This is a genomic window from Ruegeria sp. CDSA033, from assembly GCF_059612305.1.
Window position 1 is genome coordinate 296,637 of sequence record NZ_JBXWQI010000003.1, and the last position, 14,018, is coordinate 310,654.

Annotated in this window: 11 protein-coding genes; 5 read left to right on the top strand and 6 right to left on the bottom strand. The window is 56.0% G+C overall.

What is annotated here, in order from left to right:
• Positions 1-95 precede the first annotated feature (95 nt).
• On the top strand, positions 96-419 hold the full coding sequence (locus AC2FLA_RS06545; protein ID WP_496721339.1) for an Hpt domain-containing protein: 324 nt from the start codon (positions 96-98) through the stop codon (positions 417-419).
• A gap of 332 nt (positions 420-751) precedes the next feature.
• On the opposite strand, the gene AC2FLA_RS06550 is transcribed toward AC2FLA_RS06545, so the two are convergent.
• From AC2FLA_RS06550 to AC2FLA_RS06565, 4 genes are all read right to left on the bottom strand, one after another.
• Complete coding sequence (locus tag AC2FLA_RS06550) at positions 752-1,465, bottom strand: glycosyltransferase family protein (protein WP_496721340.1); 714 nt, start codon at positions 1,463-1,465, stop codon at positions 752-754.
• Positions 1,466-1,641: 176 nt separating this feature from the next.
• On the bottom strand, positions 1,642-3,276 hold the full coding sequence (locus tag AC2FLA_RS06555; RefSeq protein WP_496721341.1) for an SAM-dependent methyltransferase: 1,635 nt from the start codon (positions 3,274-3,276) through the stop codon (positions 1,642-1,644).
• A 175-nt stretch (positions 3,277-3,451) separates the two neighbouring features.
• A complete protein-coding gene (ilvA, locus tag AC2FLA_RS06560) occupies positions 3,452-4,678 on the bottom strand; it encodes a threonine ammonia-lyase IlvA (protein WP_496697568.1) in 1,227 nt (408 codons plus the stop codon).
• Between the two features lie 56 nt (positions 4,679-4,734).
• A complete protein-coding gene (locus AC2FLA_RS06565) occupies positions 4,735-5,466 on the bottom strand; it encodes a hypothetical protein (protein WP_496721342.1) in 732 nt (243 codons plus the stop codon).
• 175 nt (positions 5,467-5,641) lie between these two features.
• On the opposite strand from AC2FLA_RS06565, the gene AC2FLA_RS06570 reads away from it, so the two are divergent.
• The 3 genes from AC2FLA_RS06570 (at position 5,642) to msrA (ending at position 8,068) form a co-directional block, all read left to right on the top strand.
• Positions 5,642-6,868, top strand: coding sequence for an argininosuccinate synthase (locus tag AC2FLA_RS06570; protein ID WP_472722508.1), 1,227 nt, complete (start codon positions 5,642-5,644; stop codon positions 6,866-6,868).
• 148 nt (positions 6,869-7,016) lie between these two features.
• Entirely contained in the window at positions 7,017-7,298 is a 282-nt protein-coding gene (locus tag AC2FLA_RS06575; RefSeq protein WP_496721343.1) for an SCP2 sterol-binding domain-containing protein, read from the top strand.
• A gap of 98 nt (positions 7,299-7,396) precedes the next feature.
• Positions 7,397-8,068: a peptide-methionine (S)-S-oxide reductase MsrA gene (msrA, locus tag AC2FLA_RS06580; RefSeq protein ID WP_496721344.1), complete on the top strand. Its 672-nt coding sequence runs from the start codon at positions 7,397-7,399 to the stop codon at positions 8,066-8,068.
• On the opposite strand, the gene AC2FLA_RS06585 is transcribed toward msrA, so the two are convergent.
• Both AC2FLA_RS06585 and AC2FLA_RS06590 read right to left on the bottom strand, forming a co-directional pair.
• Complete coding sequence (locus AC2FLA_RS06585; RefSeq protein WP_496721345.1) at positions 8,065-8,937, bottom strand: ribokinase; 873 nt, start codon at positions 8,935-8,937, stop codon at positions 8,065-8,067. The two genes, msrA and AC2FLA_RS06585, sit on opposite strands and share 4 nt — an antisense overlap.
• A gap of 3 nt (positions 8,938-8,940) precedes the next feature.
• Entirely contained in the window at positions 8,941-11,196 is a 2,256-nt protein-coding gene (locus AC2FLA_RS06590) for an NADP-dependent malic enzyme (protein ID WP_496721346.1), read from the bottom strand.
• 161 nt (positions 11,197-11,357) lie between these two features.
• Here AC2FLA_RS06590 and mutS point away from each other — a divergent pair, with 161 nt between their 5' ends.
• Entirely contained in the window at positions 11,358-13,973 is a 2,616-nt protein-coding gene (gene mutS / locus AC2FLA_RS06595) for a DNA mismatch repair protein MutS (RefSeq protein ID WP_496721388.1), read from the top strand.
• Positions 13,974-14,018: the final 45 nt, after the last annotated feature.

The window sequence follows — 14,018 nt, forward strand, 5'->3', positions numbered from 1 at the left end:
TTTAACAATGGGTGAAAGCCGAAATTCATTCCGCTTAACCTGCTCTTTACTGGTTCCGCGGTACCAAATCCCCCGGCAGATAAAGCGAGGATGACATGATCAACTGGTCCAGGGTCCGGCAACTAAGGGACGAGGTTGGCGCCAGCGAGTTTGATGAGGTGGTGCAGATCTTTCTTGATGAGGTGAACGAGGCACTAACCCGGCTGCGGAACGACACCGCCCGCACAGAGTTCGAACAAAACCTGCATTTTGTGAAAGGCAGCGCCCTGAGCCTTGGGTTCGAGGCTTTGGCCAAACTGTGTCAGGACGGGGAACGGCAATCGGCACAGGGGGACAGCCAGGCAGTCGACTTTGCCAATATCCTCAGCATTTTTGAACGCTCAACCGCCGAATTCAAGGCTGGGCTGGAAGATCTTTGATGAACAAAGCCATATTCGGGACCCTCAGGCGCAAGATTTTCACACCAAACCCATCCGAAGATCGGGGTTTCTTGAGGTTGAACTCCACCCCTCAAACCTGAGTGAAAACCCAACGCCCTTCTTTTTCAGGATCCGCAACCCGGCCTGTCGGTACAATGCCACGCCGCCCTGCATACTGCAGCTCTCTGCTCGTGCGTCCCAGTTCGCGCGAACCTTGGCGTTCATTCCTGCGCGCGACCGTGCATTTTCTGCCGGTTGTTAAAACTCTGATCAGTGCCGACCAAAGAAAGAAACCCATCTGAAGGCTTTCAAATAATGCATGTCTGTTCCGGTTAGGCTTTCTGCGACAACCCCAAGCTGGCAGCGATAGTTTTTGCTGCCGCCAGAAAACTGAACTCCTGCACAACGTATTGCGCGAAGTCTGTGCGCTTGCGGCGTTTCGCAGCCGATTCCGATTTTGCCTGCGTGATTAAGTCCGCCAACGGCGAGTCATCATCAAACATATATATGAATTCCTCGAACCCATCAGGCAGACCTTTTATTCGGTCTGAAATCAGCGGGACTGCACAGGCAAGCACATCGAAGACCCGGTTGGAAATCAGACCATTCTCACGCATCGGGGCGCGGTGATCGTTCAGGACGACGCCCGCAGATCTATATAGTTGACCCAACTGGAGGTTCGGAACGCTTGCAGCACGAAGGCGATCCGCGTTTAATTTCCTGTCCCACCTGTCTCCGTAGACGTCGACAGGCAATTCCTCGGTCAATGCTTTTTGAATGACCGGCCGAACTTCCCATCTTCGGTAATTGTTTCCGACAAACAGCGTAGGACCACCATAGTCACGCTCGCCCGGGTAGAAAATGCGATGATCCGTTGCCTGAAAAAGAACGGAATCCTGAGGGCGAGTTTTGATTCCTTCGAAAAAAAGACGCGATGCAAAGAAGTTGGCTGTATGATTGTCGGCCTCTTTTGAAACCTCGCCCTGAATCATCTCGCTGATTAGCCAACTGGCAGAGCCCTGTTTTGCTTCATACGGATACTTCAACTTACCGCGAATCAAAACGGCCGCTTCGTCGGCGTCAGATTTCGATGACCACTCGTTGTGATCATCTACCCGCGCGGGAAGACCAATGTCAGAAAATGCGTCAGCAAGGCTGTGTGCATATATTTTTTCCCCCCAACTGTGCTGCTTGCCTTCTTGATAGGGTGATTTCACAGCAATCAGGACTGGGTCAGTTCTGCGCGATGTTGAGGATCTTTTTTTTTTGCCGGGGCAGATTTGACGGCACGCATGAAAGAACGCTCAAGCTGTGCGAAACGATCATATTCGTCATTCGTCAGCGTCAAACCAATGCCTTCCAATACCATTCTTGCGGTGCCAAAAATTCTTGTTTGATCGTATGAAATCTTGGGCGATCTATGCATCAGGACCTGCCTGACACCGCGCGCGATCACCCACCCCAACGGAATGTCTTGTTCTGCCTGCCATTCGACATCAATTTGCTTTAGCCCGCTGGGGGTTCTGATGAAATTGAATGGTGTAGCGTCGACATAAGAACCGTCGATGGTCCAGTCCTCACTTGAGTTGCTGTCCGCTGCTTGCGTGCACTGGGCTTTCAGATGCTCTGCCCAAGGCACAAAACTCCGCCAAAGACGGACGGGACGTGGGGTTCGGTGCATCTGGCGGATAATCTGGCCACCCTCGCTGACGCCTGAAACATATGGCGCGGAAGAGGTGTTGTGACAAATGGTGTAAGGGCCGACGTCAATTTTCCGGTCCGGCTCTGAGATTGCTGTCGTTTTTTGAACGGATATCTGACCTCTGCGGGGCACAAATGCGGTCTCGCAGGTAAATGCCAGGTGCCGTTTTCCGATGTTATGCGTGAACGCAAGTTTCGTGGCGTGTTTGAATTTCCGAGAGCTTGCAACGATCAGAAACGAGTTGGCGAACTCACCAAGAAGCCCGGCCTTGTTTAGAGTAGAAATGGCAAGACCGTCTGCGAATGCTGGCTCCCACTTTCGGCTGTAGTCGCGTGAACGGGTGCCCAGAAGCAGATCAGAGGAATTGAAGTCTGGAGCAGTAAGGCCGGCCTCGGTAAGCAAAGTCTCACAGACTTTGTAATCTGGAAAAGCGTATTGGAATTCTTGATGTTCAAATCCTCTGTCAGACAATAGATTCGCTATTTCCCGCTTACTAAATGTTTCAGCTGAGCCCCCATCATACAAATCGTGGATTCCGTAGTAAGGGCTTCCCACGTGATCTTCTGACGCCCCGTTCCAGTACTTCAAACCAAGCTTGTTCTCGATCGCGATGACCATTTTACCGCCAGGCTTTAGGTGCCGCTTGGCCACTTCCAAATAAGAACCGAACGGGTCATTCTGGTCACCAAACAACGGCGCATATTCCAGCACGCCAATAAAGAGGACCCAATCGAATTTTTTGTCGGACTGAAACTTGGTGAAATTGTCGACATAAAACTCGGCGTTTGGCAGGTCTTCGCAACGTTTTGATGCGGTTCGTGCACGCGAGACCGTTCCTTCGACGGACGTTAGATCCACGCCCTGCTCTGCCAGATACCTTGAAATGGCACCGCAACCGCAACCTAACTCCAGCACCGACTGGTTTTTCTTGAAGTCCAAGCCTTTGAGCACAAAGTGACGCTTGGACGAGAAATGGTATTCCGAAGCCCAATCCGTGATCAATGCGTCAATCTCAGATGAATTTACGGATCGATCCTTGCAGCTTGATACACCATTAAAGAGTCTGTCCTCCTTCGCGACGCCATCCGAATAGAGGATGTCTGCGGAATCGTTGCGAACCCAAATGTTGTGTTCGGCATCTTGTACGTATGTCATTTTGATCAAGCTATCTGAGGATGTTGGTGGCTGTACACTATCCGGCAACCGGAGCTGTCTCTAGAGGGAATTTGGACAAAAGCGTTCCCATTCCGTTGACCTGCACCCACGCTGCCGAGCGAACGACGACGCCACAAGCCGGCCCGTGATCCAGCAGCCGTCGAGTTTGCACTCGTCAGATCACAAACTGCGCCAGCGTTTCGTCTTCGGTGATATCGGTATAGGTAAAGCCCGCATCATCAAGATGCGCGAACAGGCGCACAAAATTCTCAGGCTTTCGCGTTTCGATACCGATCAGGACAGATCCGAAATTGCGGGCCGATTTTTTCATGTACTCAAAGCGGGCAATATCGTCCTCAGGACCTAGAATGCCCAGAAATTCCTTCAACGCGCCTGGACGTTGTGGCAGGCGGAGGATGAAGTATTTTTTGACGCCCGAATATCTCTGCGCCCGTTCCTTAACCTCGGGCAAGCGTTCGAAATCGAAATTACCGCCCGAGGTGACGCACACCACTGTCTTACCGCGAATGAAGCTTTGCACGTCGCCCACGGCCTCAACCGCCAGGGCCCCCGCTGGTTCAAGAACGATGCCCTCGACGTTCAGCATCTCGATCATCGTTGTGCAGATACGATCTTCGGACAGAACCAAAACGTCGGACAAATGGCGGGATTTCAACAGCTCAAATGGCTTTTCACCGATCCGACCAACGGCCGCGCCGTCGACAAACGTGTCCACGTGATCCAGAGCCACCGGATGGCCCGCCGCCAAAGCCGCGCGCAGACAGGCGCCACCCGCCGGCTCCACGAACAGACAATGCGTCCGATCCCCGAACCATGTGGCCACGCCAGACGACATGCCACCACCACCCACTGGCAAGATGACATGATCGGGAACCTGTCCAAGCTGTTCCTCAATCTCAACCGCTAAGGAAGCCTGACCTTCGATCACATCCTCATCATCAAAGGGCGACAGAAAGTACCCACCTTGCTGGGCGCACCAGTCTTGCGCGGCGGCCAGCGTGTCGTCGAAATAGTCTCCGGTCAGGTGGATCTCGATATTGTCGCCGCCGAAAATCCGGGTCTTCTGGATTTTCTGCTGCGGCGTGGTCACAGGCATGAAAATAACACCGCGTACGTTCAGATGTTTGCACATATAGGCAACACCCTGCGCATGATTGCCCGCACTGGCGCAGACGAACAGATCCTGCCCTTGCTGCTTGCGCATGGCATTGAACGCGCCGCGGATCTTGTAAGACCGCACCGGGCTGAGATCCTCACGCTTAAGCCAGATATCGGCGCCATAGCGGTCGGACAGGTGGGCATTCCGTTGCAACGGCGTTGCCGGAAAAACAGAACGCATCACCTGTTCGGCAGCGCGGGCGCGGGTCATGAAATCGGTCATGCCGGTTTCCCTGCCCCATCACTGCTGAAAGGGCAAGGAATACATATGTGTACGGCTCACGAGAGTTCGCGTTTCTCGATATAGACGCCATAGATCGTGGTCAGGATGCTGACATTGATCAATGGGATAACCAGCATACTTGCAAACAACACGATCAAGACACCGATAACCGGGACAAAGAACAACAATGACGCCAACAGTTGAAGCAGCAATTGGAGGAGAACGGATAAAATGACCAGAAGCACAATTGCACCGTTGGCACCCGAGGTTGCCTGCCAGGCCTCCGACAGCTTTATCGGTTTTCCTATGGCTGCGCCGGGTAAAATAGGCGAAGCCCGATAAAACCCGATGGTGAAAAAGATAATCAATGCCAACCAGACCAAAATCCCCAACACCGCTGAGGCTTGCGCCATCAATCCCATGATCAGCATCGCTGGTAACATAATCACAAAGGCTATGAGGCCAAGCATAAGAAGACGCCCGAAATAGGCGAGAACCCGGTCGAACCGGAAGGGTGGAACCAGCCCGGTCGGGTATTCCTCAAGCAGGACAAATCGGTGCCACGACACGACAATCCAGAGCATGACACCCAAGACAACCACCATTAAACACAACGTAAAACCCGTGAAGGAAGCTGCTGTTACTCCTTCGGGGAAGCCGGTCGTTTCACTGTCGAATTCTTCAAAAGGGATGCCGAACAGAAAAAACAATCCGATGACCAGAAGCCCGCCGATAAGCGCAGGCACAACTGAAATCTGCAGCGCTTGTTTGAGGTTCCTTAAAACCATCTTCACCGAATGCACCAAAATCTCTAATCCCAGCACGTATACCGCCCTTTCAACCAATCCTTGTTCTATATCCGACCGTTTCACCCCAATTCCGGGCCTGCGTCAATCCACACAGCTTGCCCCCGCGTCCAAAACCCGCTAGGGGCCAGTCGTTCTACGCATAAAGGGAAGTCAGATGTCCGCGCCCAAGAAAGTTGTTCTGGCCTATTCCGGTGGCCTTGATACCTCGATCATCCTGAAATGGCTGCAGACCGAGTATGGTTGTGAGGTCGTAACCTTCACCGCCGATCTGGGTCAGGGTGAGGAACTTGAGCCAGCGCGCCAAAAGGCCGAGATGCTGGGAATCAAGCCCGAGAATATCTTTATTGAGGATGTCCGCGAGGAATTCGTTCGCGATTTTGTCTTCCCCATGTTCCGCGCCAATGCGCAGTATGAGGGCCTGTATCTGCTGGGCACCTCGATCGCGCGCCCGCTGATTTCGAAACGTTTGGTTGAGATTGCCGAAGCCACCGGCGCCGACGCGGTTGCCCACGGCGCAACCGGCAAGGGCAATGATCAGGTGCGGTTCGAACTGGCGGCTTACGCGCTGAACCCCGACATCAAGGTGATCGCGCCCTGGCGCGAATGGGACCTGACCAGCCGCACCAAGCTGCTGGAATTTGCCGAAGCGAACCAGATCCCGATCGCCAAGGACAAACGCGGCGAGGCACCCTTTTCGGTCGATGCCAACCTGCTGCACACCTCGTCCGAGGGCAAGGTTCTGGAAGACCCCGCCGATATGGCCCCCGACTATGTCTATCAGCGTACCGTCCACCCCGAGGATGCGCCGAACGAGCCTGAATTCATCGAGATTGGCTTCGAAAAAGGCGACGCGGTCAGCATCAATGGCGAAGCGATGAGCCCCGCAACCATTCTGACCAAGCTGAACGAATATGGCGGCAAGCACGGCATCGGGCGTCTGGATCTGGTCGAGGGTCGCTTTGTTGGCATGAAATCGCGCGGCATCTATGAAACACCGGGTGGCACCGTCCTGCTGGAAGCGCACCGTGGCATCGAATCCATCACTATGGACCGTGGCGCGATGCACCTGAAAGACCAGCTGATGCCGCAATATGCGGAAGCAATCTATAACGGCTTCTGGTACTCCCCCGAACGCGAAATGCTGCAAGCTGCGATCGACAAGTCGCAGGAACACGTCACCGGCACCGTCCGCGTGAAACTGTACAAAGGTCTGGCATCGACCGTTGGCCGCTGGTCGGATCACTCGCTGTATTCAGAGGAACACGTGACCTTTGAAGACGATGCCGGGGCATATGATCAGAAAGACGCAGCCGGATTTATCCAGTTGAACGCCCTGCGTCTGAAATTGCTGGCCGCGCGCGAAAAGCGTCTGTCCAAGTAAGTCGCGCCATTGTTGGATGATGAACCCGGTGTCCAAGAGGGCGCCGGGTTTTTCTTTGTCTTCGTTGACCAGTCAGTTCCAGTAGCGTCACCCTTGCCTGTTTCGTCCCTTTTTCTTTACGCAAGGGTCAACAGGGAAAGGGTAGACCATGCTTAAGGACATCGCCGACGGGATTCAAAAAGGTCTGAAAAACAAGTCATTTGACGGCTCTCTCAAATTCGATTGCGGCGATGACGGGGTGATCGTGCTGATCGACAATCAGGCGACGACGCTAGATCAGGATGCCGACTGCACGATCCGAATTTCGCAGGAAAACCTGACCAAGCTGCTGACCGGCAAGCTGAACCCAATGACCGGCGTGGCATTGGGCAAGCTCAAGATCTCGGGCAATATGGGTGTGGCGATGAAGCTGGGGCAATTGTTGGGCTAAGCTCCGATAAACTCGTCTCACCAGCGCGTGACAAACCATGTCAGCGGATTGCAACGGCAGAAAAGTCGGGGCAGCCTGATCTTAGAAGGAGATCTGCCATGACCCGGACCGCATACCTCTGTTTCGTTAAACCGTCGCTTCTGTTTGTCCTGATCACACTGGCCGCGATGTTGCGCGCCCTGCCCGCACCAGCTGCCGGCACCGAAACCCTGACCGTCGCCGGAGGGTGTTTCTGGTGCGTTGAATCCGATTTTGAATCTGTTCCCGGCGTAATTGGCGCCGTATCCGGCTTTACCGGTGGTAAGACAGCCAATCCGACTTATGACCAAGTGACGAAAGGTGGCACCGGCCATTACGAGGCTGTTCAGATCACCTTCGACTCTGCGCGGGTTTCCCGTGAAACGCTGCTGAGCATGTTCTTCCGTTCCGTTGATCCAACCGATGCAGGCGGCCAGTTCTGTGATCGCGGCAACAGCTATCGCACTGCTGTATTTGTCTCTAACAAAGGCGAAAATGCGTTGGCGCAGAAAGCCAAAGCCAATGCGCAGCAAGCGCTGGGTCAAACCGTAGTCACGCCCATCTTGAATGCGGGCACCTTTTACCCGGCCGAGGCTTACCATCAGGATTACTACAAGGGCGACAAGCTGGTGCTCACCCGCTTTGGTCCGAAACGCCAGAAAAACGCATACAAAGCCTACCGCAAAGCCTGCGGTCGGGATGCGCGCGTCAAACAGCTCTGGGGTAGCAACGCACCTTTCGCCGGGTCCTAACCGAACCGGGCCTCCAGCACCTCTTTGAGGTCGGGAATAACATCCGCCGTACCGTGCCGCGTGACCATCAGGGCCGCGGCACGATTTGCTTGTGCAATCGCCTGCGGCATCGGCAACCCGCGGTCCATTCCGGCCAGAACGTATCCGGTAAAGGTATCCCCCGCGCCGGTCGTGTCCACGGCTTTCACCTTGTGTGCCGAAATCTCAAGTGCCTCACCATCCTTGGGTAGGTAGCGCGCGCCCTTAGACCCCAACGTGACCAGTACATGCTTAACGGGCAATTCAGCGACGGATTGGCCCGTACTTTCGCGCAGCTGTTCTGCTTCGACCTCATTCAGGATCAGGAAATCCAGATAGGGCAGCACCGCCTGTACGGCATCAGCCTGAAACGGCGCTGCGGCACAGCATACGGTCAGTCCCAGATCACGGCCCATGCGGGCGGCCTCGACCTGGGCGTTGGTCTCGTTCTGCATGACCAGCAGATCACCGGGAACAGCCTGCGATAAGGCCTGTCCCAGCTGATCCTGCTCGATGGCGTGGTTCGCGCCGGGATACAGAATGATCTGGTTCTCACCCCGCTCGTCCACCGCAATGATCGCGTGACCTGTGGGCATGTCGACCTCGGCAATGAACCGGGTGTCGACGCCATATTCGGTCATGCGATCCAGGGCCCAGCGCCCGTCCGGCCCAATGCCACCGATATGCGCCACACGCGATCCGGCACGCGCCGCTGCAACGGACATGTTGGCCCCTTTGCCACCCAGAAACCGCTCCAAGTTTGAAGCGGCCAGGGTTTCCCCGGCAGTGGGCAGATGCGGCAGGGCATAGACCATGTCCGCATTGATCGAGCCTAGGTTCCAGATCGTCACGGTTTATCCAATATCGCAAGAGGCCAGAATGGCCATGTTCAGAATGTCATTTGCTGTCGAGCCAGTCGAACAGATCTGAATCGGCTTATCGACACCGGTCAGGATCGGGCCAATGACGTTCGCGCCACCCATCTCTTGCATCAGCTTGGTCGAGATTGAGGCCGAATGCCGTGCTGGAACAATCAGGATATTGGCTGGGCCCGTCAGACGCGAGAAGGGATAAGCCTCTTGCTGTTCCACGTTCAGCGCCACATCCACGGTCATCTCGCCATCATACTCGAAATCGACGCCGCGCTGATCCAGAATCTCGGGCGCTACATGCATTTTCTCAGCCCGTTCAGATACCGGATAACCGAAGGTGGAAAAGCTGACAAAAGCAACGCGTGGGTCCAGCCCCAAATGCCGCGCGACCGAGGCCGAGCGTTCGGCGATATTGGCCAGATCATGCTCATTCGGCCATTCATGGACCAGCGTGTCACCAATCAGAACGATCTTACCCTTATGCAACAGCGCCGTCACTCCAACGGCCCCATGTTCGGCATCAGCGTCAAACACATGATTGATGCGTTCCAGCACATGTGCCGATTTCCGCGTTGCACCGGTGACCATGCCATCGGCGTGACCATGCGCCAACATCAGGCAAGAGAACACATGGCGGTCTCGCGCGGCCAGACGGTGGATATCCTTACGATCAAAGCCACTGCGCTGCAGCCGTTTGTACAGGAAATCCTTATAAGCTTCGAGATGCGTGGTGGTGGAGGCGTTAACCACCTCCAGCTCGCGCACCGCGTCCTCCAGACCGGCGGCTTCCAGCTTTTCCTTCACATCGTCTGGGCGACCAACAACCAGCGCCTTGCCAAAGCCGGATCGCTGATACATCACCGCCGCGCGCAAGACGCGTGGATCGTCGCCTTCAGCAAAGATCATCCGGCTTTGCGCCTGACGTGCACGGGCGTTCAGGCCGCGCAGGATGCTGGCGGTCGGGTCCATGCGGGATTTCAGGCTCAGCTCATACGCGTCCATATCAATGATCGGGCGTCGGGCTGCTCCGGTGTCCATCCCGGCCCTTGCCACGGCGGGCGGAATACGGTGGATCAGACGTGGGTCGAACGGCGTCGGGATAATGTAATCCCGGCCAAAGGTCAGAGATTTGCCATAGGCCATAGCAACCTCATCCGGCACATCCTCGCGCGCCAGATTGGCCAGTGCATGGGCGCAAGCGATCTTCATCTCGTCATTGATAGCGCGGGCGTGAATGTCCAGCGCGCCGCGGAACAGGTAAGGGAAGCCCAGAACGTTGTTCACCTGGTTCGGATAATCGCTGCGCCCGGTGGCGACGATGGCATCAACACGAACCTCATGCGCCTCTTCCGGCGTAATCTCAGGATCCGGGTTCGCCATGGCGAAAATCACCGGATTGTCCGCCATGCTGGCGACCATATCCTGCGTCACCGCGCCTTTGACTGACACGCCAAGGAATACGTCCGCGCCCTTCATGGCCTCTTCCAAGGTGCGCAACTCTGTGGTGATCGCGTGGGCCGATTTCCACTGGTTCATGCCCTCTGTCCGGCCCTGATAGATCACGCCCTTGGTGTCGCAGACGATGCAGTTCTCGTGTTTTGCGCCCATCGACTTGAGCAGCTCGATACAGGCGATACCCGCAGCGCCCGCGCCATTCAGGACGATTTTCACGTCTTCGATCTTTTTGCCCGAGATACGCAGCGCATTCAGCAGACCCGCCGCACAGATCACGGCCGTGCCGTGCTGGTCGTCGTGGAAGACAGGGATATCCATCTCTTCCTTCAGGCGCTGTTCGATGATGAAACACTCGGGCGCCTTGATGTCTTCCAGGTTGATACCACCAAAGGTCGGTCCCATCAGGCGCACGGCGCGGCAGAATTCGTCCGGGTCTTCGGTATCCAGCTCAATATCGATCGAGTTCACATCAGCGAACCGTTTGAACAGGACTGATTTGCCCTCCATCACCGGTTTCGAACCCAGCGCACCCAGATTTCCAAGGCCCAGAACCGCCGTGCCGTTCGAGATCACCGCAACCAGATTGCCCTTGTTGGTATAGTCGTAAGCAGTCTCTGGGTTTTCGGCGATAGCTTCACATGGAACAGCGACGCCGGGGCTATAAGCCAGCGACAGATCGCGCTGCGTGGTCATGGGAACAGTGGCCTGAACCTCCCACTTGCCGGGTGTTGGGTCGAGGTGAAAGGCCAGCGCCTCTTCTTTGGTGATCTTCGCTTTGGGCATGTGATGGGTCGTTTCTTTACATCTGCGGGACTTTTGCCTCATAGCGCAGGCAGGCGCGCGCCTCAACGAGAATACTTTTCACCTTTCGTCGAGATGGGTGGATTTGTAAGGTCGCGACCGGAATACGCCAAAAGGGGTCAGCCTTGTCCACAGTCACGCCGATGATGGCGCAATATCTCGAAATCAAAGAGGCGCATGCCGATGCCTTGCTGTTTTACCGCATGGGCGACTTTTACGAGATGTTCTTTCAGGACGCCGTCAACGCCGCCGAAGCGCTGGACATCGCCTTGACCAAACGCGGAAAGCATAACGACACCGACATTCCGATGTGCGGCGTACCGGTCCATGCGGCTGAAGGGTATCTGCTGACGCTGATCCGGAAAGGGTTTCGCGTGGCCGTCTGCGAACAGATGGAAAGCCCGGCTGAAGCGAAAAAAAGAGGCTCTAAATCGGTCGTAAAGCGCGATGTTGTGCGCCTCGTAACGCCTGGCACTTTGACCGAAGATGCCCTGCTTGAGGCTCGCCGCCACAACTTCCTGGCCGCCTATGCCGAGGTTCGCGATGAGGCCGCGCTGGCTTGGGCCGATATCTCGACCGGGGCGTTTCACGTGATGCCTTTGACCTCAGTGCGCCTCAGTCCCGAATTGGCCCGGCTGGCACCATCCGAGTTGATCGTGGCCGATGGCATCCAGGACAAACTGAACGAACCCGTTATGGATCTGGGTATCTCGCTGACCCCAATCGGGCGTGCCAGCTTCGACAGCACTGCGGCGGAAAAGCGCATATGCGGGCTGTTTCACGTGGGCGCACTGGACGCGTTTGGCAGTTTCGGCCGGGCTGAGATTTCCGCCATGGGCGCACTGATCGACTATCTGGAAATCACGCAAAAAGGCAAACTGCCGCTTCTGCAAACCCCATTGAAAGAATCTGAGGACCGAGTCGTTCAGATCGACGCTGCCACGCGGCGCAATCTGGAACTGACCCGATCCCTGTCCGGTGGCCGCGCGGGTTCGCTGCTATCTGTGATGGATCGCACCGTCACACCGGGTGGTGCACGACTGTTGGACCAACGGATTTCCAGCCCATCCCGCAATCTGGACGTCATCCATGGGCGGCTGGATGCGGTAACTTTTACGGCCGAAGACAGCCTGATCACATCAGACCTGCGCGAGGCTTTGCGCAAAACCCCGGATCTGGACCGGGCGCTGTCCCGCCTGTCACTGGATCGGGGTGGCCCGCGGGATCTGACCGCCATTCGCAACGGTCTGACACAGGCCGCCGCAATCGCCGAACTCTGCACGGGTCAAGACCTGCCGGTTCTTCTGGCCACCGCCCTGCAAAATCTGGTCGGATTTGACGACCTGCTGAACCTGCTTGACGAAGCGCTTGTGGCCGAACCCCCATTGCTGGCCCGGGACGGCGGGTTCATCGCCCCGGGTTATGATGCCGAACTGGACGAAGCCCGCACCCTACGCGACGAAGGTCGTTCCGTCATTGCCGGGTTTCAGCAGAAATATGCGGAACACACCGGCATCACGTCACTGAAGATCAAGCATAACAATGTGCTGGGCTATTTCATCGAAACTACGGCCACCCATGCCGAGAAAATGCTGAACCCACCATTTTCTGAGACCTATATCCACCGTCAAACAACCGCCAACCAGGTCCGGTTCACGACCGTGGAGCTGTCCGAGATCGAGACCCGCATTCTAAACGCCGGAAACTTGGCGCTTGAGATCGAAAAACGGCTCTATGCAACGCTTTCTGGCGAAATTCTGGATAAGGCCGCACGTCTCAACCAAGCAGCGCGCGGTTTGGCTGAACTGGATCTGACCACTGCTCTGGCCGATCTGGCGCGTGGTGAAAACTGGTGTCGCCCGCAAGTTGATGCCTCACGCGCGTTCGATGTTCAGGGCGGAAGACACCCGGTGGTCGAACAGGCATTGCGCCAGCAAAACGGCGACGCCTTCATCGCCAATGATTGCGATCTCAGTGCTGACAAAGGCGCGGCGATCTGGCTGCTGACAGGTCCCAACATGGCCGGTAAATCGACCTTCCTACGCCAGAATGCCCTGATTGCCCTGCTTGCCCAGATGGGCAGTTACGTGCCTGCGGAACAGGCGCATGTCGGGCTAGTCAGCCAACTGTTCAGCCGCGTCGGAGCGTCGGATGATTTGGCTCGCGGACGCTCGACCTTTATGGTCGAAATGGTCGAAACCGCCGCCATCCTCAATCAGGCTGATGACCGCGCTCTTGTTATTCTTGATGAAATCGGTCGCGGTACGGCCACCTATGATGGCCTCTCCATCGCCTGGGCCACGCTGGAACATCTGCACGCCTCCAACAAATGTCGCGCCCTGTTCGCAACCCATTACCATGAACTCACCGCACTTGCCGGCAAACTGGAAGGCGTGGAAAACGCCACCGTTGCTGTCAAAGAATGGGAAGGCGAGGTGATCTTCCTGCACGAAGTCCACAAAGGCGCGGCTGACAGGTCCTATGGTGTCCAGGTCGCCCAATTGGCAGGACTGCCAGCTTCAGTCGTTGAACGTGCTCGTATCGTGCTGGACCAACTTGAAAAAACCGAACGTGAAGGGGGAAAGCAAAAGACCCTGATCGACGATCTGCCTTTGTTTTCAGCCGCCCCGCCACCGCCACCACCAGCGCCCAAAGCTTCTCCGGTAACCGGCATGCTGGACGATATTCTGCCGGATGAGCTTACCCCGCGAGAAGCACTCGACCTGATCTACAAACTGAAAGAGGCGGCCAAAACCTGACCGCCCCTTCATCTTTTCAAAAATACTCTCGCCCAAGGCTTGGCT

Coding starts and splice junctions, on each gene's coding strand:
- AC2FLA_RS06545 (WP_496721339.1), top strand. CDS start 96: ATGATCAACTGGTCCAGGGTCCGGCAACTAAGGGACGAGGTTGGCGCC.
- AC2FLA_RS06555 (WP_496721341.1), bottom strand. CDS start 3,276: ATGACATACGTACAAGATGCCGAACACAACATTTGGGTTCGCAACGAT.
- ilvA (WP_496697568.1), bottom strand. CDS start 4,678: ATGACCGATTTCATGACCCGCGCCCGCGCTGCCGAACAGGTGATGCGT.
- AC2FLA_RS06565 (WP_496721342.1), bottom strand. CDS start 5,466: ATGGTTTTAAGGAACCTCAAACAAGCGCTGCAGATTTCAGTTGTGCCT.
- AC2FLA_RS06570 (WP_472722508.1), top strand. CDS start 5,642: ATGTCCGCGCCCAAGAAAGTTGTTCTGGCCTATTCCGGTGGCCTTGAT.
- AC2FLA_RS06575 (WP_496721343.1), top strand. CDS start 7,017: ATGCTTAAGGACATCGCCGACGGGATTCAAAAAGGTCTGAAAAACAAG.
- msrA (WP_496721344.1), top strand. CDS start 7,397: ATGACCCGGACCGCATACCTCTGTTTCGTTAAACCGTCGCTTCTGTTT.
- AC2FLA_RS06590 (WP_496721346.1), bottom strand. CDS start 11,196: ATGCCCAAAGCGAAGATCACCAAAGAAGAGGCGCTGGCCTTTCACCTC.
- mutS (WP_496721388.1), top strand. CDS start 11,358: ATGATGGCGCAATATCTCGAAATCAAAGAGGCGCATGCCGATGCCTTG.